This window comes from Variovorax sp. FW305-3-2-15-B-LB1 (assembly GCF_058787635.1).
Window position 1 is genome coordinate 1 of sequence record NZ_JBYSZY010000052.1, and the last position, 20556, is coordinate 20556.

A 20556-nucleotide genomic window follows, 5' to 3' on the forward strand; every position below is an offset into this window, starting at 1 on the left:
GCCCCACACACACCCCACCACCCACTCCGGGAACGCCTCCATGACGATCAAGGACTTCGCCTACGACCACCCCGACCGCGACGTTGCCGCCTTCAAGCGCGCGGTGGCCAACAAGCTGATCTACGCCGTCGGCAAGGACCCCGTGGCCGCCAGCCCCGATGACTGGCTGCACGCCACCGCGCTGGCCGTGCGCGACCAGCTCGTCGAGCGCTGGATGACGACCACGCGCGCCAACTACGCGCAGGACCTCAAGCGCGTGTATTACCTGTCGATGGAGTTCCTCATCGGGCGCACTTTCACCAACGCGCTGCTCGCCGTCGACCTGTACGGCACCGTGCGCGAGGCGCTGGCCGACTTCGGCGTCGACATGGCGGCGCTGGCCGAGCGCGAGCCCGATGCGGCGCTCGGCAACGGCGGCCTGGGCCGGCTCGCGGCCTGCTTTCTCGATTCGATGGCCACGCTCGGCGTGCCCGGCATGGGCTACGGCATCCGCTACGAGTACGGCATGTTCCGCCAGCGCATCGTCGACGGCCAGCAGGTCGAAACGCCCGACTACTGGCTCACGCGCGGCAACCCGTGGGAGTTCCAGCGGCCCGAGGTGAACTACCGCGTGCGCTTCGGCGGCCACGTGCAAAAGCGCGAAGGCAAGAACGCGCCCTACGGCGCGGCCGACTGGGTCGACACGCACGACGTGCTCGCCGTGGCCTACGACACCATCATTCCCGGCTACGGCACGCAGGCCACCAACACCTTGCGGCTGTGGTCGGCGCGCGCCACCGAGGAGATCGACCTGTCGGCCTTCAACCGCGGCAACTACATGGCGGCGGTGGAGAGCAAGAACCACTCCGAGAACGTCTCGCGGGTGCTCTACCCCGACGACTCCACGCCCTCGGGCCGCGAGCTGCGGCTGCACCAGGAGTACTTCTTCTGCAGCGCCAGCGTGCAGGACCTGCTGCGCCGCTACCTGCGCAACCACACGAGCTTCGACCAGCTGTCGGAAAAGGTCAGCATCCACCTGAACGACACGCACCCGGTGCTGGCCGTGCCCGAGCTCATGCGCCTGCTGCTCGACGAGCACGGCCTGGCGTGGGACGTGGCCTGGGGCCACACGCAGAAGGTGTTCAGCTACACCAACCACACGCTGATGCACGAGGCCCTGGAAACCTGGCCGGTCGAGATGCTGGGGCGCATCCTGCCGCGCCACCTGCAGATCCTGTACGACATCAACGCGAAGTTCCTGGCCGCCGTGACGCAGACGCACGGGCAGGACGTCGAGCTGGTGCGCCGCCTCTCGCTGATCGACGAGACCGGCGAGCGCCGCGTGCGCATGGCCTACGTGGCGGTGCTCGCGAGCCATTCGGTGAACGGCGTGTCGGGGCTGCACTCGGAGCTGATGAAGCAGTCGATCTTTGCCGACTTCGCGAAGATCTTTCCCGAGCGCTTCAACAACAAGACCAACGGCGTCACGCCGCGCCGCTGGCTCGCGCAGGCCAACCCGCCGCTGGCCGCACTGCTCGACCAGCGCATCGGCAAGGGCTGGCGGCGCGACCTGTCGCAGCTCGAGGCATTGCGCCCGATGGTCGCGCAGCCCGCCTTCGTGCGCGCCTTTCGCCATGCCAAGCGCGAGAACAAGCTGCGGCTGGCCAACTGGGTCGGCGAACACCTGAAGCTCGACCTGGACACCGACGCGATGTTCGACGTGCAGGTCAAGCGCATCCACGAGTACAAGCGGCAGCTGCTCAACGTGCTGCACGTGATCGCGCGGTACCACCGCATCCTCGATGCGCAGGCCAGCGGCGCGCCGGTCGACATCGTGCCGCGCGTTGTCGTGTTCGCGGGCAAGGCGGCCTCGGCCTATGCGATGGCCAAGCAGGTGATCCGGCTCATCAACGACGTGGCGGCCACCGTGAACGCCGATGCGCGCGTGGGCAAGCTGCTGAAGGTGGTGTTCCTGCCGAACTACAGCGTGAGCCTGGCCGAGATCATCATGCCGGCGGCCGACCTGTCGGAGCAGATTTCCACCGCGGGCACGGAAGCTTCAGGTACCGGCAACATGAAGTTCGCGCTCAACGGCGCGCTCACCATCGGCACGCTCGACGGCGCCAACGTCGAGATGCGCGAGAACGTCGGCCCCGAGAACATCTTCATCTTCGGCCACACCACGCCCGAGGTGGCCGACATCCGCGCACGCGGCTACCAGCCACGCGAGATCTACGAAGAAAACGCCGAACTCAAGCGCGTGCTCGACGCAATCCGCGACGGCGCGTTCTCGCCGGGCGAGCCCGCGCGCTACCAGGGCATCTACGACGCGCTCGTGAACTGGGGCGACCACTACCTGCTGCTGGCCGACTACGCGAGCTATGTCGCGAAGCAGGCCGAGGTCGATGCGCTGTACCGCGATGCGGAGGCGTGGACGCGCATGGCGATCCTCAACGTGGCGGGAATGGGCGCTTTTTCGTCGGACCGGACGATCGCCGAATACGCCCACGAGATCTGGCACACGAAGCCCGTGGTGCTCGGCTGAGGCGAGCGGGCCGGGCCCGCAAGATCAGCGCGTTTTGGCGGGGGCCGCCTCGGCCTCGGTCACGAAGCCGATGCGGCTCAACCCGGCCTTGTTCGCAATGCCCATGAGCGCCACCACCTTGCCGTAGGGCACGGTCTGGTCGGCGCGCAATTGCACCTCGGTGTCCTTGCTGTCGGCGGCGGCCTTTTCGAGCTGGGCGGTCAGCTCTTCATCGGTCACGGCCTTGTCGTTCAGGAAGACCTTGCCCGACGCATCGACCGACAGGCTCACGAACTTCGGCGTGTCGTTGGGCTGGCCCGCGTCGGTCTGCGGCAGGTCGAGCTTGATCGAGCTGGCCATCAGCGGCGCGGTGATGATGAAGATCACCAGCAGCACCAGCATCACGTCGACCAGCGGCGTGACGTTGATGTCGGACAGCGGGCGCTGCCCACCCGCGCCCATGGCTCGCCCGCCGCCTGCGGCGCTGCTGCCCAGTGAGGTGCGTCCGAAGGCCATGGTGTGCGTGGCGCCTTAAACAGGCATCGGCCGCGCGGGCGGCGGTGCGGCGGGTGCCGGCGCTTCGCCGAAGCTGCCGAGCAGGTCATGCGCGAAGCCTTCGAGCTCGGCCTCGACGCGACCCACCACACGGCCGAACACGTTGTAGGCCAGCACGGCCGGAATGGCGACCGCAAGGCCGAAGGCCGTCATGACGAGCGCCTCGCCGACCGGCCCGGCCACCTTGTCGATGGTGAAGCCGCCGGTCTGGCCCGCGATGCCCGCGAGCGCGCCATAGATGCCCCAGACGGTGCCGAGCAGGCCGACGAAGGGCGCGGTGGCGCCGACGGTGGCCAGCAGGATCTGGCCGGCCTGCAGGCGCCGCAGCGCGCCGTGCAATGCACCGCGCAGCACGCGCGTGAGGCGCTGGTTGCGGTCGACCGTGGCGCCCAGCGTGCCGCCGGGGGCTTCGGTGGCGGCCTGGCGCAGCGCGGCCACGGCGGGGCGCACGAGTTCGGCGCGGTCGAAGGCCTGCAGCTTCTGCTCGGCCTCGACCAGGGTGGCCGACTGCCAGAACGCGGCGATGCTGCGCAGCACGTCGCGCGTGCCGCCGCGCAGCAGCCAGGCCTTCCAGAGGATCACGACCCAGCTGGCGATCGACATCGCGAGCAGCAGCGCGGCCACCGAACGGCTGACGCCGTCACCGTGGGTCAGCAGTTCGAGCACGCTCATCCGCGTCCTTGGTTTTGTGCGCCTGGCTTAACGCAGGCCGAGTACGTCGAACATGTCGAACAGGCCGCTGCGCTGGCCGCTCAGGAAGCGCACCGCACGCAGCGCGCCCTGCGCGTAGGTCACGCGGCTGGACGACTTGTGGGAGATTTCGATGCGCTCGCCGATGCCCGCGAACAGCACGGTGTGGTCGCCCACGATGTCGCCGCCGCGGATGGTGGCGAAGCCGATGGTCGACGGGTCGCGCTCGCCCGTGATGCCTTCGCGGCCGTACACGGCGCAGTCCTTGAGGTCGCGGCCCAGCGCGTCGGCGATCACCTCGCCCATCTTGAGCGCGGTGCCCGAGGGCGCATCGACCTTGAAGCGGTGGTGGGCCTCGACGATCTCGATGTCGTAGCCGGTGGCCATCGCACGGGCGGCCATGTCGAGCAGCTTGAGCGTGACGTTGACGCCCACGCTCATGTTGGGCGCCATCATGATGGCGATGTCTTTGGCGATCTCGGCGATCTCGGCCTTCTGCGCGTCGCTGAAGCCGGTGGTGCCGATCACGGCCTGCACGCCCAACTCGCGGCACACGGCCAGGTGCGCCATCGTGCCTTCGGGACGGGTGAAGTCGATGAGCACCTGGGCGTCCTGCAGGCCGGTGCGCAGGTCGGCCACGATGGGCACGCCGCTGGTGAAGCCCAGGAAGGCCGCGGCATCGGCGCCGAGGGCGGCGCTGCCGGCGATGTCGAGCGCGCCAGCGAGGCGGCAGTCGGGCGCGTTGCGCACGGCCTCGATGAGCATGTGGCCCATGCGGCCCGAGGCGCCGGCGATCGCCACCCGGCGCAGCGCGGGAGCGGAGGAAGAAGAATCGGAAGTGGGGGTGATGGTCGGTTCAGTCACGGGGATTCGGTCGTTGAAAAGTCCCTACGGGAGCCATGGACACCGACGAAAGCCACCCCACCGGTCCGGCGGGCACCGCCCGCAGGAGGGGTGGCCGCCGCCGGAGCCCGTGCCGCGCACGCTCAGCGCGCGGCTTCGAGCGGGGGGTAGGCGGCCGGCAGCGCGGGCATGGGGGCTGCCGGGGTGCCGGTGGTGTCGGCTTTCTTGTCGGCCTTGGGCGCGAATTTCTTGAGCTCTTCTTCGGTGGCCTCGAGCTGCGGCACCTTGCCGCTCTTGCGGCGGGTGTCGAGCGTGGCGACGAATTCTTCTTCGCTGGGCATTTCATCGCCCTCGAAGCGGTCCATGAGTTCACCGTTGAAGAACACGGTCAGGCGGCGCTCCTGCGGATCGACGCCCTGGCGGCGGATCGTGAAGACGTAGTCCCAGCGGTTGGCGTGGAAGACGTCGTTCAGCAGCGAGGTGCCGAGGATCTCGCGCACCTGCTGGCGCGACATGCCGGGCTTGAGTGCCGCGACCTGTTCCTTCGACACGAAATTGCCCTGCACCACTTCGACTTTGTAGGGGGTGACGGCAGACAGCGCGCCACGCGTGCGTTCGCTGAAACCGCTGCAGGCACCGAGGGCGAGCGTCGCCGCAATGGCAGCAACCAGCAACCAGGGCCGGCGTTGGAGGATGGCAGGCATGGGAGAAGAGGGGGTAGCGATATGATCGAACATTGTAGCGGCCGAGCCTGAAGGCCCGGCCTCAGCCCAGGGCGCAGGAACCATCATGGCCAACATCGACGAACTCAAGAACACCGGCCTCAAGGCCACCTTGCCGCGACTGAAGATCCTCGAGATCTTCCAGACCGGCAGCCAGCGGCACATGACGGCGGAAGACGTCTTCCGCGTGCTGCTCAACGAACACTCCGACATCGGCCTGGCCACCGTGTACCGCGTGCTCACGCAGTTCGAGCAGGCCGGCATCCTGGAGCGCAGCCACTTCGAAAGCGGCAAGGCGGTCTACGAACTGAACGAAGGCACGCACCACGACCACCTGGTCTGCACCTCGTGCGGCAAGGTCGAGGAGTTCTACGACGCCGAGATCGAGCGGCGCCAGCAGATGATCGCCAAGGACAAGGGCTGGGTCCTGCAGGACCACGCCATGTCGCTGTACGGCCTGTGCGGCGACTGCGTCAAGAAGCGCTGACGCTGAAGACCTGCTGAAGCAGAAAGCGGCCCTTCACTTTGAAGGGCTTTTTTCTTTGCTCAGTCCGGATCGCGCCCGCTCTCCATCGCCTTGTGGTGGCGGGCCACGAAGTCGGCATAGGTGTCGATGCCGCGCAGCTGCAGGATCGAGTTGCGCACCGCCGCCTCCACCAGCACGGCGATGTTGCGCCCCGCCACCACCTGGATGATGACCTTGCGCACCGGGATGCCCAGCACGTCCTGCGTGAGCGGCGCCGAGGGCATGCGCTCGTAGTCGCGCTCGAAGCTGTCGCGCCGCACGAGGTGCACGATGAGCTTCAGGCGCATCTTCCGGCGCACCGCCGTCTCGCCGAAGATCGCGCGGATGTCCAGCAGGCCGATGCCGCGCACCTCCAGCAGGTTCAGCAGCAGGTCGGGGCAGCGGCCCTCGATGGTGTTCTGGTTGATGCGGTACAGGTCGACCGCGTCGTCGGCCACCAGGCCGTTGCCGCGCGAGATCAGCTCCAGGCCAAGCTCGCTCTTTCCGAGGCCCGACTCGCCCGTGATCATCACGCCCATGCCCAGGATGTCCATGAACACGCCGTGCATCGAGGTGCGCTCGGCAAAGTGCTTGGACAGATAGGCGCGCAGCAGGTCGATCACGAAGGCCGACGACTCGCGCGTGGCAAACAGCGGCAGCTGGGCGCGCTCGCAGATCGACAGCAGCTCGTCGGGCGCGGCCTGGCCGTCGGCCAGCACCAGCATCGGCGGCTCCAGCGTGACGATGCGCCCGATGCGGCGCACGCAGTCTTCCTTGCTGCCGCGCGTGAGGTAGGCCACCTCGCGCGCACCGAGGATCTGCACGCGGTACGGGTGGATGTAGTTCAGGTAGCCGACCAGGTCGGCGGCCGACTGCGCGCGGCTGATGACGTCGGGGTCGAACTGGCGCTCCGAGGCACCCAGGCCCGCGAGCCATTCCCAGCGGAGCGACCCACGGAACTCCTCGAACATGGCATCGGCGCTGATGACGGTCGGCTTCATGCGTGCGGCGGCCGGCGCAAGACGCCGGCATTCTGGTCAGGATGGAGAGAGAGAAAAGCGTCGCCGCAGCTTATCAGCAGCAGCGGCAGGCCCGGCACGGGCGCTCAGGCGACCTGGGTCGACTGCCAGCCGGCAATGAGGCCGTGCAGCGCGGCGGCGTCGGTGCTGGACTTGATCTGCTCGCGCAGGCCGGCGTCGCTCAGCAGCTCGGCAATTTCAGACAGGATTTCGAGGTGCTTCTGCGTGGCCGCTTCGGGCACCAGCAGGAAGATCAGCAGCGCCACGGGCTGCTCGTCAGGAGCGTCGAAGCCGATGGGGTTCGCCAGCTGGAACACCGCGGCCATCGGCGCCTTGAGGCCCTTGATGCGGCCATGTGGAATGGCGACTCCGTGGCCCAGACCGGTGGAGCCGAGGCGCTCGCGCGCAAACAGGCTGTCGGTGATGAGGGCACGGCCCAGACCGTGAAGGCTCTCGAACAGCAGGCCGGCTTCTTCGAAAGCACGTTTCTTGCTGGTGGCGTCAACGCTCACGAGCACTTGAGCGGGCGGCAGGATGGACGCGAGGCGATTCATGGTGGGGTCAGAGCGGGGGCGATTATGCACCTCCTCGGTAAAAACCCCCAGTCCCCCTAATTACTTTCGTCTACATGTGTTGCCGTGAGGCGTCGCTTCCTCTGGAGGCCCTTGCAAAGCCCCACCAATGTGGTCGGACAAACAAAAGGCCGCCCGAAGGCGGCCTGAGATGCGGGGCGCGGGGCCCGGCGTTTACATCACGCGCTTGGGCGCCACGTGATGGTGGTCCTGCAGGCGATCCTTGTGGCGGACCACCTGGCGGTCGAGCTTGTCGACCAGCTCATCAACCGCGGCGTACAGATCAGCGTGGCTCGATTCCGCGAACATGTCATTGCCCTTGACGTGAATGTTGCACTCCGCCCTTTGGCGGCGTTCCTTTTCCTTCTGCTTTTCCACCGTGAGGATCACCTTGACATCGACCACCTGGTCGAAATGTCGCGTGATCCGGTCCAGCTTGCTCGTGACGTAGGTGCGCAAGGCAGGTGTGACGTCGAGGTGATGACCGCTGATCGTCAAATTCATGAATGACCTCCTGAGAATTGACGGTTGGGGAAATGACCGCGCTCCGGGATGAAGCGTGGCCGGCGAAACAGGTGAGGTTGGGAGAGAGGGGGAAGAGGAAGGGAGATGAAGAAAGGGGGCGGTCGGATTCACTATGCCCAAGCTGTCACGGTATTGCAATACCGGGGCTTGCCCGAGTGACGGGCCGGTGTATTGCATGCCCTAATCCGCTATTGATTCCATAGCTACCCCCGTGCAGTGGCATGCCCTTGCGGCACATTGGAAGCAAGTGTTTCCATGTGCAGCGCGAAGTGCCCCTCCCGCCCGAAGGGCCGGCCCGTTCAGCGCCAGGCGGCGCGCATGCGGTTGCGCAGGTCGATCACCGCGGCCGGCGGCGGCACCGCGGGCGGCAGCACCGGCGGCGGCGGCCAGGTCTGCAGCTCGAAGCCCGCCAGGTCGGACTCGGTGATGAAGCGGGTGCGGTTGGCGTACAGGTGCCGGTCGCCGCGCGCCGCCTGCTGCGTGATGTGGAAGCGCTGCGGCATCACCAGGTGCAGGTGGTCGCGGGCCCGCGTCATCGCCACGTAGAGCAGGCGCCGCTCTTCTTCCAGTTCGTGCGCGCCCTGCGCCACGTCGGCCGGCATGCAGCCGTCGACCACGTTGATGACGTGCACCGAGTTCCACTCCTGGCCCTTGGCCGAATGGATGGTCGACAGGATCAGGTAGTCCTCGTCGAGCGAGGGCGGGCCGGGCCGGTCGCTGGTGGCCTCGGGCGGGTCGAGCGTGAGCTCGGTGAGAAAGCGCTCGCGCGAGCCATAGCCGGCCGCCAGCCGCGCCAGTTGCTCGACGTCGGCGCGCCGCACGCCCGAGGTGTCTTCGTACAGCCGCTCCAGGTGCGGCTGGTACCACTGCATGGCCACCTCGACGTCGGCCGGCCACTGCAGCGACGGCGCGCGCAAGGCGGCGTAGGCCTGGGCAAAGTCGGCCCACTGTTCGCGCGCGGCCGACGGCGGCACGAAGTCGCGCACGGCTGCGGCTGGGTCGGCCGCCTGGTCCATCGCGTCGAGCAGGCGCGTGCCGGTGGCCGGGCCCACGCCGGGAATGAGCTGTGTGACCCGGAAGCCCGCCATGCGCCCGCGCGGGTTCTGCGCGAAACGCAGCACCGCGAGCAGGTCCTTCACATGCGAGGCCTCGAGGAACTTGAGCCCGCCGAACTTCACGAACGGGATGTTGCGCCGCGCCAGCTCCAGCTCGAGCGCCGCGCTGTGCGAAGAAGTGCGAAACAGCACCGCCTGCGACTTCAGCGCCAGCCCGCCCTCGCGGTGCGCCAGGATCTTGTCGGCCACCCAGCGCGCCTGCCCGGCCTCGTCGGGCACGAGCACCAGCACCGGTTTGCCGGCCGAGGGCTTGTCGGTCCACAGCGTCTTGGCGTGCCGCTCGGCGGCCTGCGCGATGACGCGGTTCGACACGTCGAGGATCGGCTGCGTCGAGCGGTAGTTGCGCTCCAGCGTGACGATGCGCGCGGCCTGCGAGAACTGCGAGGGAAAGTCGAGGATGTTGCGCACCGTGGCGCCGCGGAACGAGTAGATCGACTGCGCGTCGTCGCCCACCACCGTCACGCCACGCCCGTCGGGCTTCATCGCGCGCAGGATCTCGGCCTGCAGCAGGTTGGTGTCCTGGTACTCGTCGACCAGCACGTGGTCGAAGCGCGCGCCGACGTGCGCGGCCAGCGCGGGCTCGGCGACCATCTCGGCCCAGTAGAGCAAGAGGTCGTCGTAGTCGAGCACGTTCTGCTGCTGCTTGGCCTCGACGTAGGCGCCGAAGAGCGTTTTGAGCTCAACCTCCCACTCGGCACACCAGGGAAAGCTGTCCTTCAGCACGGCGGCCAGCGGCGCGCGCGTGTTCACGCAGCGCGAGTAGATCGACAGGCAGGTGCCCTTGCGCGGGAAGCGGTTGACCGTGGACGACAGGCCCAGCTCGTGCCGCACCAGCCCCATGAGGTCTTCGGCGTCGCCGCGGTCGTGGATGGTGAAGTTCTCGTCCAACCCGATCTGCGCGGCGTACTCGCGCAGCAGCCGCGCGCCGATGCCGTGGAAGGTGCCGGCCCACGGCAGCGCCGGCGGGCGCTCCGACTTCAGGCCCAGCACGCGCGCCAGCACCTGGCCTGCGCGGCGCTCCATTTCCTGCGCGGCGCGGCGCGAGAAGGTGAGCAGCAGCAGGCGCTGCGGATCGACCCCGTCCGCGATCAGGTGCGCCACGCGGTGCGCCAGCGTGCTGGTCTTGCCCGAGCCGGCACCGGCGATCACGAGCAGCGGCCGGTGGTCGGCGCCGACCGCCGCGCCCACGCCGTGCTCGACCGCCGCGCGCTGGTCGTCGTTGAGCGCGGCAAGCGCCGCGGCCAGGCGCTCGGCTTGCGTCTTCGGCGGGGTGGAAAGAACGGGGGACGCAGGGGTCTGCATGGGCACGACTTTACTGTATGTCCGTCCAGTTCGAGTGCCTTGTCGCCCTGTGGCCGGTGACATAATCGCGCCTCGCTGCAACCGGAGACTCCCCTTGGAAACCGCCCCGTCTCGGCAGCTTTCAACTCCCTGGCGACGCTGCGCGTGATGTACTGACGCCGGGTCCGCGGGAATTGAAAGCGCCCCGCCCTCGCCCATCGTTCAGTCACCCCCGGGAGTGAGCCCATGCTCAACATCTTTACGCTCGCCAACGGCCGCCTCGTCCAGGAAGAGATCGAGTCGCTCGAAGAGCTCTCCAAGTTCCAGCCGATCTGGGTCGACCTCGAGTCGCCCACGCTCGAGGAAAAGCGCTGGATCAAGCAGTACTACGGCCTCTCGATTCCCGAAGACGCGATGGACGAGGACATCGAGGAATCGGCCCGCTTCTACGAGGAAGACAACGGCGAGCTGCACATCCGCTCCGACTTTTTGATCGACGACGACGAAGACCCGCGCACGGTGCGCGTCGCCTTCATCCTCAACCAGCACAACACCGACCTGCGCAGCCGCGGCGTGCTGTTCTCGATCCACGACGAAGACGTGCCCGTGTTCCGCCTGCTGCGCATGCGCGCACGCCGCGCGCCGGGACTGATCGAAGACGCGAAGGAAGTGATGCTCAAGCTCTTCGACGCCGACGCCGAATACTCGGCCGACACGCTGGAGAACATCTACGACGAGCTCGAAGTGGCGGGCAAGAAAGTGCTGTCGGGCAACGTCAGCGACGAGCTGGCCGGCGAGGTGCTCGGCGCCATCGCACGGCAGGAAGACTTGAACGGCCGCATCCGCCGCAACGTGATGGACACGCGCCGCGCCGTGAGCTTCATGATGCGCAGCAAGATGCTCAACGCCGAGCAGTTCGAGGAAGCGCGGCAGATCCTGCGCGACATCGAATCGCTGGACAACCACACGGCCTTCCTCTTCGACAAGATCAACTTCCTGATGGATGCGACCGTCGGTTTCATCAACATCAACCAGAACAAGACCATCAAGATCTTCTCGGTGGCCAGCGTCGCGCTGCTGCCGCCCACGCTGATCGCGAGCATCTACGGCATGAACTTCAAGTTCATGCCCGAGCTCGACTGGGCCATGGGCTACCCCTACGCCATCGCGCTGATGGCCGCGAGCGCGCTGGTGCCGATGTGGTACTTCCGCCGGCGCGGCTGGCTCAAGTAACGCCGCGCATCGGGTGCTAGAGTGGCTGTCGGCAGGCAGCTGCCCCTGGAGAGCCCCGTGCGCAGACTTCGTTTCCTCACCAACCGCCACCGCGCGCCGTCGACGAACACCGCGCTCGGACTGCTGCTGGCCTTCAACGCCGGCGCCATCAATGCGGGCGGCTTCCTCGTGCTGCACATGTACACCTCGCACATGACCGGCTTCGCCTCGCAGCTGGCGGACGGCATGGTGCTGGGCAACCTCACGCTGCTGCTGAACGCGCTGGGCGCGATCCTGGCGTTCGTGAGCGGCGCCGCGGTCTGCGCGGTGCTGGTGAACTGGGCGCGGCAGCACCGGCTGCATGGCGTGTATGCGCTGCCGCTGCTGCTGGAGGCCGCGCTGATGTTCCCGTTCGGGCTCGCCGGCGCCATCACGCTGACCTGGGCCACGCCGTTCGCGGTGCCGCTCACGGTGCTGCTGCTGTCGTTCATCATGGGCCTGCAGAACGCCGTGGCGTCGAAGACCTCGGGCGGCAGCACGCGCACCACCCACATGACCGGCAACATCACCGACGTGGGGATCGAGCTGGGCAAGATGCTCTACTGGAACCGGCGCGCGCCGTCCACGCCGCTGCCGGTGCGTCACGACCGCAGCAGGCTGCGTCGCTGCGGCGGGCTGGTGGCGATGTTCGTGCTCGGCGGCGCCGTGGGCGCGCTGGGTTTCAAGCACGTGGGCTTCATCTGCGTCGTGCCGCTGGCCGCGCTGCTGCTGGCGCTGTCGATCCCGCCGCTGCTGCGCGACCTGCCGCAGCTGCGCCGGCTCGCGCCGTAGGCGGGTTCTTCAGGCCGCGGCGCGGCAGGGAGGCGAGCCAGGCGTCGACGAGCGCGAGGCTGTAGCGGCTCGCCACCTCGGCCACGAAGCGCGTGAAGTCGCCGTGCGCGGCATCGTCGGCGCGGTCCGAGATGGTCCGCAGCGCCGCGAAGGGCACGCCGTAGTCGTGGCAAGCCTGCGCCATCGCAGCGCCTTCCATCTCGACGGCGAGTGCGTCGGGCAGCGAACGCTGCAGGGCCCCGCACTCCGCGGTGGTCGACACGAAGCGGTCGCCGCTGATCAGCAGGCCGCGATGCACCCTCGGTGCACGCAGATGGAATTCATCGACCGCCTTCTGCCCCACCAGGCCCACCGGATCGCGCAGCGTGCCCTCGGCCACCGCCGCCAGCGCATCGCCGATGGCCGCATCGGCCACGAAGCGCGAACGCCCCATCAGCGGCACCTCGTACTTCGGAAAGATCGGCGAGGCGTCCATGTCGTGCTGCAGCAGCTCGGTCGCCACGACCACGTCACCGACGTTCACGCCCGGCGCCAGTCCGCCCGCCACGCCGGTGAACACGATCGCCCGCACGCCGAAGCGCTCGAGCAGCACCGTGGCCGTGACCGCCGCCGCGACCTTGCCGATGCGCGACAGCACCGCGACCACGGGCTGGCCCTGCAGGTGGCCGACCCAGAAGTCGCGGCCAGCCACGCGCACGCGCTGCTCGTCGGGCATGCGCGCGAGGAGCGCACTGAGCTCCTCGTGCATGGCCGCGACGATGGCGATGGGCGCAGCGACCATGGCTTACTTGATGTCCACGCCGTAGAACGTGTGGCGGCCGAACGGGCTCAATTTGAAGTCGACGACCTCCTTGCGCACCGGCTTCAGCTGCACCGCATGCGCGATGGTGAACCACGGCGCCTGCTCCTTGAAGATGACCTGCGCCTTCTTGTAGAGCGCGTCGCGCTCCGACTGTTTGGTCGCGCTCTTGGCCTTCACCACGAGGTCTTCGTAGGGCTGATAGCAGAACTTCGAGATGTTGCTGCCGCTGGCCGACTTGGCCGAGGCACAGCCCAGCAGCGTGTACATGAAGTTGTCCGGGTCGCCGTTGTCGCCGGTCCAGCCCAGCATGCCCATCTGGTGCTCGCCGGCCTGCAGGCGCTTGCGGTACTCGCCCCACTCGAAGCTCTTGATCTCGGCCTTGACGTTGATCTTGGCCAGGTCGGCCTGCATCAGCTCGGCGATGCGCTTGGCGTTCGGGTTGTACGGGCGCTGCACCGGCATGGCCCACAGGTCGGTGCTGAAGCCGTCGGGGAAGCCGGCCTGCGCCAGCAGCTTCTTGGCGGCTTCGGGGTCGTACGGGTCGTCCTTGACGGCATCGTTGTAGGACCACAGCGTCGGCGGAATCGGGTTCTTCGCCGCCACGCCGGTCGTGAGGTACACGCCGTCGATGATGGCCTTCTTGTTGATCGCCATGTTGATGGCCTTGCGCACGCGCACGTCGTCGAAGGGCTTCTTCGTCGTGTTGTACGAGAGGTAGCCCACGTTCAGGCCCGGCTGCTCCAGCACCTGCACGTTCGGGTCCTTGCGGATCGCGTCGAGGTCGGCCGGATTCGGGTACGGCATGACGTGGCACTCGCCCTTTTGCAGCTTGGCCCAGCGCACCGACGCATCGGGCGTGATCGCGAACACGAGGTCGTCGATCTTGGCCTTGCCGCCCCAGTACTGCGGGAAGGCCTTGAAGCGGATGATCGCGTCCTTCTGGTACTGCACGAGGTAGAACGGGCCGGTGCCGACCGGGTCCTGGTCGACCTTCTCGGGCGTGCCGGCCTTCAGCATCGCGATGGCGTATTCCTTCGACTGGATGCCCGCGTACTGCATCGCCAGGTTCGCGAGGAACGGCGCCTCGGCCTGGTTGAGCGTGATCTTCACCGTGTGGTCGTCGATGCGGTCCACCGACTTCAGCAACTTGGGCATGCCCATGTCGTTGAAGTAGGAGTGGTTCTGGCTCGTGACCTTGAAGAAGGGGTCGCTCTCCTTCCACTGGCGCTCGAGCATGAAGATGAAGTCGTCGGCGTTGAAGTCGCGCGTGGGCTTGAAGCTCTTGCTCGTGGTGTGCCACTTCACGCCCTTGCGCAGGTGGAAGGTGTACACGGTGCCGTCGGCCGAGATGTCCCATTTTTCAGCCAGGCCCGGCATGACCTTGGTGCCGCCGCGCTCGAACTCGACGATGGTGTTGTAGACCTGCGTGGTCACGTCGAAGGACGTGCCGGTGGTGTTCATGCCCGGATAGAAGTTTTCCGGGCTTCCTTCGGAGCAGTACACCAACGTCTTGGCTGACACGGCGCCGCAGGCCAGGGTAAGGGCCGTGAGCGCTGCCGGTGCCAGGAGCGCCAGCTTTTGTGAGCGGCGCGAAACGGAGGACTGGGTCTTCATGGGGACTCCTCGAGACAGGGTTGAAAAAATCGCCACTCCACTCTTCTTCAGGACGCGGCGAGCACGGGACCATCGGCGCGCACGGCAGGCGCGCCATCGAGAAACTGCTCGGCGTAGTGGCAGGCCACCAGCCGCTCGTCGAGCGCGCGCAGCACGGGACGCTCTTCGCGGCAGCGCGGCTGCACATGCGGGCAGCGCGTGCTGAAGACGCAGCCCGAGGGCGGGTCCAGCGGCGACGGCAGCTCGCCCTTGAGCACGATGCGCTGGCTGCTCAGGCCCGGCGTCGAGGCCAGCAGCGCCTGCGTGTAGGGATGCAGCGGCCGCGCGAAGATGCGCGACTTGGGGCCCTGCTCCACCGCGTGGCCCAGGTACATCACGAGCACGTCGTGCGCGATGTGGCGCACCACGCCCAGGTCGTGCGAGATGAAGAGGTAGGCCAGCCCCAGCTCGGCCTGCAGGTCGGCCAGCAGGTTCAGCACCTGCGCCTGGATCGACACGTCGAGCGCCGACACCGGCTCGTCGGCCACCAGCAGGCGCGGCGACAGCATGAGCGCGCGCGCGATGGCGATGCGCTGGCGCTGGCCGCCCGAGAACATGTGCGGGTAGCGGTTGGCGTACTCGGGGCGCAGGCCGACGCGGACCAGCATCTCGCGCGCGCGCTCGGCGCGCTCCGGCTTGCTCAGCGTGGTGTTGATGGCCAGCGGGTCTTCGAGCACTGCCGAGATCTTCTTGCGCGGGTTGAGCGAGCCGTACGGGTTCTGGAACACCAGCTGCACCGCCTGGCGCAGCTCGCGCTTGCGTTCATGCGGCGGGCTCACGGCATCGGCGCCGATCAGCGTCAGCTGCCCGGCGGTGGGTTTCTCGATCAGCGCGACCATGCGCGCGAGCGTCGACTTGCCGCAGCCCGACTCGCCCACCACAGCGAGCGTGCGCCCGCGTTCGAGGCGGAACGAGATGTCGCCCACGGCGCGCAGCTGCGCCGGTGCGCGGAACAGCCCGCGCCGCACGGCGTAGGTGCGCTGCAGGTTGCGCGCCTCGGCGACGATCTCCGGGGGCGATGCGTCGCTCATGGCAGCACCTCCGCGACGGCGGCGCGCGGCGGGTCCTGCGCGATGGCTTCGGCGCGCCCCGGCTCGCCGAGCGGAAAGTGGCAGCGCACCTCGGCGCCCTGCCACGCACGCAGCGCCGGTCGCACCTGGCAGGCGCGCTCGGTGACGTAGCCGCAGCGCGGCGCGAACAGGCAGCCCGCGGGCCGGTCGTGCACGCCGGGCACCACGCCGCTGATGGTGGCGAGCCGGCCTTCGGGCGCGGCGCGCTCGGGCAGCGCCGCGAGCAGCGCCTCGGTGTAGGGATGCTGCGGCGATGCGAAGAGGCGGTCGACGCGCTGGTGCTCCATCACCTGCCCCGCGTACATCACGGCGATGCGCTGCGCCATCTCGCTGACCACGCCCATGTTGTGCGTGATGAGCACGAGCGCCATGCCGCGCTCCTTCTGCAGGTCCCGCAGCAGGTCGAGGATCTGCGCCTGGATGGTCACGTCGAGCGCGGTGGTCGGCTCGTCGGCGATCAAGAGGCGCGGGTTGCAGGCAATGGCCATGGCGATCATCACGCGCTGGTTCATGCCGCCCGAGAGCTGGTGCGGGTAGCTGCCCAGGCGCGACGAGGCGGCGGGAATGCCCACCTGCTCGAGCAGTTCGGTCGCGCGCTTCTTCGCTTCGCGCTTGTCGAGCCTCAGGTGCAGGCGCAGCGTTTCCATCAGCTGGAAACCGATGGTGAAGCAGGGGTTGAGGCTGGTGGTCGGCTCCTGGAAGATCATCGCGACCTCCTTGCCGACCAGCGTGCGGCGCGCCTTGTCGGAGATGCCGAGCAGCTCCTTGCCGGCGAAGCGCATGTGATCGGCGCGCACGCGGCCCGGAAAGCCGACGAGGCCCATGAGCGCCATCATCGTGACGCTCTTGCCCGAGCCCGATTCGCCGACGATGCCGAGCACCTCGCCTTCTTCGAGCGTGAGGCTCACGCCGTCGACGGCGTGCAGCACGCCGCCTTGCGTCGGGAACTCGACGTGCAGGTCCTTGATGTCCAGCAAAGGCATCTGTGCTCTCCTTTGCGTCAGCGCTTGAGCTTCGGGTCGAGCGCATCGCGCAGCCCGTCGCCCAGCAGGTTGAAGGCCAGCACGGCCGCAAGAATGGCGAGCCCCGGGAAGGTCACGACCCACCACGCGCGCAGCACGAACTCGCGCGCATCGGCCAGCATCGTGCCCCATTCGGGCGACGGCGGCTGCGCGCCCAGGCCGATGAAGCCGAGCGCCGCCGCATCGAGGATGGCGGTCGAGACGCCCAGCGAGGCCTGCACGATCAGCGGCGCCGAACAGTTGGGCAGCACCTCGCGGAACATCAGGCGCAGCGTGCTGGCGCCGCTCACGCGCGCCGCGGTCACGTAGTCGCGCGAGACCTCGGCGATGACCGTGGCGCGCGTGATGCGCACGTAGTGCGGCAGCACCACGATGGCCACCGCGAGCATGGCGTTGACGAGCCCCGGCCCGAGGATCGCGACGATCACGATGGCCATCAGCAGGCTGGGCATCGTGAGGATGATGTCCATCATCCGCATGATCGCGATCTCCAGCGCGCCGCGAAAGAAGCCGGCGACGAGCCCGAGCACCACGCCCACCACCACCGACAACGCCACCACCGCGACGCCGATCGACAGCGACAGCCGCGCGCCGTGCATGAGCCGCGACAGGATGTCGCGCCCGATGGCGTCGGTGCCGAGCAGATAGCTCCACGAACCACCCTCCTGCCACGCCGGCGGCTTGAGGAAGGCGGCGGCGTTGGTTTCGTTCGGTGCGTGCGGTGCAATCCACGGCGCGAACAGCGCCACCAGCAACAGCACCACGATGGTGACGAGACCGATGACCGCGCCCCGGTTCGCCGAGAAGGCGGTCCAGAACTCGCGCCAGGGACCGGGAGGCGCCGAGGCCTGCGAGCCGGGGGGAGCTGCGTGGGTGTTGCTCGTCATCGACTCAATGCCTGATCCGCGGGTTGATGACGCCGTAGGCGATGTCCACCAGCAGGTTGAGCAGCATCACGATGCCGCCCAGCAGCAGCATGCCGCCCTGCAGCACCGGGTAGTCGCGCCGGCCGATGGCTTCGATGAGCCACTTGCCGACGCCGGGCCAGGAGAAGATGGTCTCGGTCAGGATCGCGCCGGTGAAGAGCACGCCGACCTGCAGGCCGATCACCGTGACGACCGGGATCAGCGCGTTGCGCAGCGCATGCAGGCCCACCACGCGAAAGCGCGACAGGCCCTTGGCGCGCGCGGTGCGGATGTAGTCCTCGCCCAGCACCTCGAGCATGGCCGAGCGCGTCATGCGCGCAATGACCGCCAGCGGCACGGTGCCCAGCACGATGGCCGGAAGAATGAGGTGATGCAGCGCCGACCAGAAGGCCTCGGTCTCGCCGGCGCGCAGCGCGTCGATCAGCAGGAAGCCGGTCTGCGGCTCGACGAAGTACTGCACCGAGATGCGGCCCGACACCGGCGTCCAGCCCAGCTGCACCGAGAAGAACAGGATCAGCAGCAGGCCCCACCAGAAGATCGGCATCGAGTAGCCGGTGAGCGACGTGGCCATCACGCCGTGGTCGAAGATGGAGTTGCGCCGCACCGCCGCGAGGATGCCGGCCGGCAGCCCGAGCAGCAGCGCGAAAAGAATCGCGCACACGCCGAGTTCGACGGTGGCCGGAAAGAGCGCGAGGAACTCGCTCATCACCGTGTCCTGCGTGATGAGCGACTTGCCCAGGTCGCCGTGCAGCACGCGGCCGATGTAGATGCCGTATTGCACGAGCAGGGGCTTGTCCAGGCCCATGGCGGTGCGCAGCTCGGCGTGGCGCGCGGGGTCGATCCCGCGCTCGCCGGCCATCGTCTCGATGGGATCACCCGGCACCAGCCGGATGAGAAAGAAGGCCAGCAGCGTCATGCCGAGGAAGGTCGGCACGAGCAAGCCTAGGCGGACTGAAATGAATCTGAGCATCGACCCGCGAATATGCAAGATCGATGCCCCGGCCCCACCCGGGCGGAACCCTTACTACTTCTTGCTATCCCGCAGTTCGCGCCGCAGGATCTTGCCCACCGGGGTCTTGGGCATGTCGGTGCGGAACTCGATCACGCGCGGCTGCTTGTAGCCCGTGAGGTTGGCGCGGCAGTACTCGCGCACCTGCGCTTCGGTGAGCGACTCGTCCTTCTTGACGATGACGAGCTTCACGGCCTCGCCGGTCTTGTCGTCGGGCACGCCCACCGCGGCGCATTCGAGCACGCCGGGCAGCATCGCCACCACGTCCTCGATCTCGTTCGGGTACACGTTGAAGCCCGACACCAGGATCATGTCCTTCTTGCGGTCGACCACCTTGAAGTAGCCTCGCTCGTCGACCACGCCGATGTCGCCGCTCTTGAAGTAGCCGTCGGGCGTCATGACCTTGGCGGTCTCGTCGGGGCGCTGCCAGTAGCCGGCCATGACCTGCGGGCCCTTGATGGCGATCTCGCCGCGCTCGCCGGTGGGCACTTCGTTGCCGTCGTCGTCGAGCAGCTTGAGCCAGGTGCTCGGCAGCGGCAGGCCGATGGTGCCGGTGTAGGCCGTGCTGTTGGTCGGGTTGCAGGTGGTCGAGGGCGAGGTTTCCGAGAGGCCGTAGCCTTCGCAGATGGGGCAGCCGGTTTTCTCGAGCCAGAGCTTGGCCACCGCGGCCTGCACCGCCATGCCGCCGCCGACCGAGACCTTCAGGTTCTTCCAGTTGACGGTGTTGAAGTCGGGGTGGTTCGCCAGCCCGTTGAACAGCGTGTTGACGGCCGGGAAGCTGTGGATGGTGTGCTTCGACAGTTCCTTGAGCACGCCGGGAATGTCGCGCGGGTTCGGGATCAGGATCAGCTTGCCGCCCGTGCGCATGCTCAGCATCATGCCGACCGTGAACGCGAAGATGTGATACAGCGGCAGCGCGCACACGCTGGTGGGCTGCTCGTTGGCCGGCACCTTGGCCATGACGGGCTCGTTCCAGGCTTCGGACTGCAGCACGTTGGCGATCACGTTGCGATGCAGCAGCACCGCGCCCTTGGACACGCCGGTGGTGCCGCCGGTGTACTGCAGCACGGCCACGTCGTCGGGGCCGGTGGCCACGGGCTTGAGCGAACCGCCCGCGCCCTTGTCGAGCGCGTCGTTGAAGCGCACCGCACCCGGCAGGCTGAAGTGCGGCACCAGCTTCTTGACGTTGCGCACCACGTAGTTGACCAGCGCGCCCTTCAGGAAGCCGAGCCGGTCGCCCATGGAGGCCAGCACGATGTGCTTGATCGGCGTGCTCGCGATGCACTGCTGCAGCGTGGTGCCGAAGTTCTCCATGATGACGATCGCCTTGGCGCCCGAGTCCTTGAGCTGGTGCTCGAGTTCGCGCGGCGTGTACAGCGGGTTCACGTTCACCAGGATCAGGCCGGCACGCAGGATGGCCGCCACCGCGATCGGGTACTGCGGGCAGTTGGGCATCATCGCGGCGACGCGGTCGCCCTTCACGAGGCCCAGGCCCTGCAGGTAGGCCGCGAAGGCCTTGCTGAGCTTGTCGGTCTCGCCGTAGCTCACGTCCTTGCCCATGAAGCTGTAGGCCGTGCGGTCGGCGTACTTGGTGAAGCTCTCCTCCATGAGCGCCACCAGCGACGGGTAGTGCGACGCGTCGATGTCGGCGGGCACGCCTTGCGGGTAGCTGCTGAGCCAGGGGCGTTCGGTCATGGATGT

Annotated in this window: 19 protein-coding genes; 4 read left to right on the forward strand and 15 right to left on the reverse strand. The window is 67.9% G+C overall.

Annotated elements, in window-relative coordinates; all coding sequences use genetic code 11:
- Positions 1–40 precede the first annotated feature (40 nt).
- Positions 41–2524, forward strand: a complete 2484-nt coding sequence (locus AC3WQR_RS24895) for a glycogen/starch/alpha-glucan phosphorylase (protein ID WP_492744352.1) — start codon at positions 41–43, stop codon at positions 2522–2524.
- Between the two features lie 24 nt (positions 2525–2548).
- Here the strand turns inward: AC3WQR_RS24895 and AC3WQR_RS24900 are convergent, their stop codons facing one another.
- The 4 genes from AC3WQR_RS24900 to AC3WQR_RS24915 all read right to left on the reverse strand — a co-directional run bounded on the left by AC3WQR_RS24900 (position 2549) and on the right by AC3WQR_RS24915 (position 5295).
- Entirely contained in the window at positions 2549–3019 is a 471-nt protein-coding gene (locus AC3WQR_RS24900; protein WP_354345459.1) for an ExbD/TolR family protein, read from the reverse strand.
- A 15-nt stretch (positions 3020–3034) separates the two neighbouring features.
- Positions 3035–3730, reverse strand: coding sequence for a MotA/TolQ/ExbB proton channel family protein (locus AC3WQR_RS24905; protein ID WP_095743304.1), 696 nt, complete (start codon positions 3728–3730; stop codon positions 3035–3037).
- A 27-nt stretch (positions 3731–3757) separates the two neighbouring features.
- Positions 3758–4558, reverse strand: a complete 801-nt coding sequence (gene dapB, locus AC3WQR_RS24910) for a 4-hydroxy-tetrahydrodipicolinate reductase (protein WP_492734538.1) — start codon at positions 4556–4558, stop codon at positions 3758–3760.
- Positions 4559–4734: 176 nt separating this feature from the next.
- Positions 4735–5295, reverse strand: a complete 561-nt coding sequence (locus tag AC3WQR_RS24915) for an outer membrane protein assembly factor BamE (RefSeq protein WP_062481043.1) — start codon at positions 5293–5295, stop codon at positions 4735–4737.
- Positions 5296–5380: 85 nt separating this feature from the next.
- On the opposite strand from AC3WQR_RS24915, the gene fur reads away from it, so the two are divergent.
- The gene (gene fur, locus AC3WQR_RS24920) at positions 5381–5800 is read left to right on the forward strand and encodes a ferric iron uptake transcriptional regulator (RefSeq protein ID WP_062481042.1); all 420 of its coding nucleotides are present in this window, start codon (positions 5381–5383) and stop codon (positions 5798–5800) included.
- Positions 5801–5859: 59 nt separating this feature from the next.
- Here the strand turns inward: fur and hprK are convergent, their stop codons facing one another.
- The 4 genes from hprK to AC3WQR_RS24940 form a co-directional block, all read right to left on the reverse strand.
- Positions 5860–6819: an HPr(Ser) kinase/phosphatase gene (hprK, locus tag AC3WQR_RS24925; protein WP_062481041.1), complete on the reverse strand. Its 960-nt coding sequence runs from the start codon at positions 6817–6819 to the stop codon at positions 5860–5862.
- 104 nt (positions 6820–6923) lie between these two features.
- Positions 6924–7391, reverse strand: a complete 468-nt coding sequence (locus AC3WQR_RS24930) for a PTS sugar transporter subunit IIA (protein WP_042581318.1) — start codon at positions 7389–7391, stop codon at positions 6924–6926.
- A gap of 192 nt (positions 7392–7583) precedes the next feature.
- Positions 7584–7913, reverse strand: coding sequence for a ribosome hibernation-promoting factor, HPF/YfiA family (hpf, locus tag AC3WQR_RS24935; RefSeq protein WP_013538898.1), 330 nt, complete (start codon positions 7911–7913; stop codon positions 7584–7586).
- 320 nt (positions 7914–8233) lie between these two features.
- Entirely contained in the window at positions 8234–10351 is a 2118-nt protein-coding gene (locus AC3WQR_RS24940; protein ID WP_492744354.1) for an ATP-dependent helicase, read from the reverse strand.
- 225 nt (positions 10352–10576) lie between these two features.
- Here AC3WQR_RS24940 and corA point away from each other — a divergent pair, with 225 nt between their 5' ends.
- Complete coding sequence (gene corA / locus AC3WQR_RS24945; RefSeq protein ID WP_056584267.1) at positions 10577–11563, forward strand: magnesium/cobalt transporter CorA; 987 nt, start codon at positions 10577–10579, stop codon at positions 11561–11563.
- A gap of 57 nt (positions 11564–11620) precedes the next feature.
- Complete coding sequence (locus AC3WQR_RS24950) at positions 11621–12373, forward strand: YoaK family protein (protein WP_062481040.1); 753 nt, start codon at positions 11621–11623, stop codon at positions 12371–12373.
- On the opposite strand, the gene AC3WQR_RS24955 is transcribed toward AC3WQR_RS24950, so the two are convergent.
- Genes AC3WQR_RS24955 through AC3WQR_RS24985 form a run of 7 tightly spaced genes read right to left on the reverse strand, consistent with a single transcriptional unit; the run spans position 12279 to position 20550 of the window.
- On the reverse strand, positions 12279–13154 hold the full coding sequence (locus tag AC3WQR_RS24955) for a 5'-methylthioadenosine/adenosylhomocysteine nucleosidase (RefSeq protein WP_492744356.1): 876 nt from the start codon (positions 13152–13154) through the stop codon (positions 12279–12281). The two genes, AC3WQR_RS24950 and AC3WQR_RS24955, sit on opposite strands and share 95 nt — an antisense overlap.
- 3 nt (positions 13155–13157) lie before the next feature.
- Positions 13158–14789, reverse strand: a complete 1632-nt coding sequence (locus AC3WQR_RS24960; RefSeq protein ID WP_070063394.1) for an ABC transporter substrate-binding protein — start codon at positions 14787–14789, stop codon at positions 13158–13160.
- 47 nt (positions 14790–14836) lie between these two features.
- Positions 14837–15859 (reverse strand): dipeptide ABC transporter ATP-binding protein, encoded by a 1023-nt coding sequence (locus AC3WQR_RS24965; RefSeq protein WP_492744358.1) that lies wholly within the window; start codon positions 15857–15859, stop codon positions 14837–14839.
- Positions 15856–16881: an ABC transporter ATP-binding protein gene (locus tag AC3WQR_RS24970; RefSeq protein ID WP_492744360.1), complete on the reverse strand. Its 1026-nt coding sequence runs from the start codon at positions 16879–16881 to the stop codon at positions 15856–15858. Before AC3WQR_RS24970 ends, AC3WQR_RS24965 begins: the two co-directional genes overlap by 4 nt.
- Positions 16882–16898: 17 nt before the next feature.
- Positions 16899–17807: an ABC transporter permease subunit gene (locus AC3WQR_RS24975; protein WP_492744362.1), complete on the reverse strand. Its 909-nt coding sequence runs from the start codon at positions 17805–17807 to the stop codon at positions 16899–16901.
- 4 nt (positions 17808–17811) lie between these two features.
- Positions 17812–18816 carry an ABC transporter permease subunit gene (locus AC3WQR_RS24980; RefSeq protein ID WP_492744364.1) on the reverse strand — a complete coding sequence of 335 codons (1005 nt, stop codon included), beginning with the start codon at positions 18814–18816 and terminating at the stop codon, positions 17812–17814.
- Between the two features lie 54 nt (positions 18817–18870).
- The gene (locus tag AC3WQR_RS24985; protein WP_070063399.1) at positions 18871–20550 is read right to left on the reverse strand and encodes a long-chain-fatty-acid--CoA ligase; all 1680 of its coding nucleotides are present in this window, start codon (positions 20548–20550) and stop codon (positions 18871–18873) included.
- Positions 20551–20556 lie beyond the last annotated feature (6 nt).

What these genes read in the sequence shown, in the direction of transcription:
- AC3WQR_RS24965 (WP_492744358.1), bottom strand. Translation starts at nt 15,859, where the DNA reads ATGAGCGACGCATCGCCCCCGGAGATCGTCGCCGAGGCGCGCAACCTG.
- AC3WQR_RS24915 (WP_062481043.1), bottom strand. Translation starts at nt 5,295, where the DNA reads ATGCCTGCCATCCTCCAACGCCGGCCCTGGTTGCTGGTTGCTGCCATT.
- AC3WQR_RS24975 (WP_492744362.1), bottom strand. Translation starts at nt 17,807, where the DNA reads ATGACGAGCAACACCCACGCAGCTCCCCCCGGCTCGCAGGCCTCGGCG.
- AC3WQR_RS24905 (WP_095743304.1), bottom strand. Translation starts at nt 3,730, where the DNA reads ATGAGCGTGCTCGAACTGCTGACCCACGGTGACGGCGTCAGCCGTTCG.
- AC3WQR_RS24985 (WP_070063399.1), bottom strand. Translation starts at nt 20,550, where the DNA reads ATGACCGAACGCCCCTGGCTCAGCAGCTACCCGCAAGGCGTGCCCGCC.
- fur (WP_062481042.1), top strand. Translation starts at nt 5,381, where the DNA reads ATGGCCAACATCGACGAACTCAAGAACACCGGCCTCAAGGCCACCTTG.
- AC3WQR_RS24970 (WP_492744360.1), bottom strand. Translation starts at nt 16,881, where the DNA reads ATGCCTTTGCTGGACATCAAGGACCTGCACGTCGAGTTCCCGACGCAA.
- corA (WP_056584267.1), top strand. Translation starts at nt 10,577, where the DNA reads ATGCTCAACATCTTTACGCTCGCCAACGGCCGCCTCGTCCAGGAAGAG.
- AC3WQR_RS24900 (WP_354345459.1), bottom strand. Translation starts at nt 3,019, where the DNA reads ATGGCCTTCGGACGCACCTCACTGGGCAGCAGCGCCGCAGGCGGCGGG.
- AC3WQR_RS24980 (WP_492744364.1), bottom strand. Translation starts at nt 18,816, where the DNA reads ATGCTCAGATTCATTTCAGTCCGCCTAGGCTTGCTCGTGCCGACCTTC.
- AC3WQR_RS24895 (WP_492744352.1), top strand. Translation starts at nt 41, where the DNA reads ATGACGATCAAGGACTTCGCCTACGACCACCCCGACCGCGACGTTGCC.
- hprK (WP_062481041.1), bottom strand. Translation starts at nt 6,819, where the DNA reads ATGAAGCCGACCGTCATCAGCGCCGATGCCATGTTCGAGGAGTTCCGT.
- AC3WQR_RS24955 (WP_492744356.1), bottom strand. Translation starts at nt 13,154, where the DNA reads ATGGTCGCTGCGCCCATCGCCATCGTCGCGGCCATGCACGAGGAGCTC.
- AC3WQR_RS24930 (WP_042581318.1), bottom strand. Translation starts at nt 7,391, where the DNA reads ATGAATCGCCTCGCGTCCATCCTGCCGCCCGCTCAAGTGCTCGTGAGC.
- AC3WQR_RS24940 (WP_492744354.1), bottom strand. Translation starts at nt 10,351, where the DNA reads ATGCAGACCCCTGCGTCCCCCGTTCTTTCCACCCCGCCGAAGACGCAA.
- AC3WQR_RS24960 (WP_070063394.1), bottom strand. Translation starts at nt 14,789, where the DNA reads ATGAAGACCCAGTCCTCCGTTTCGCGCCGCTCACAAAAGCTGGCGCTC.
- hpf (WP_013538898.1), bottom strand. Translation starts at nt 7,913, where the DNA reads ATGAATTTGACGATCAGCGGTCATCACCTCGACGTCACACCTGCCTTG.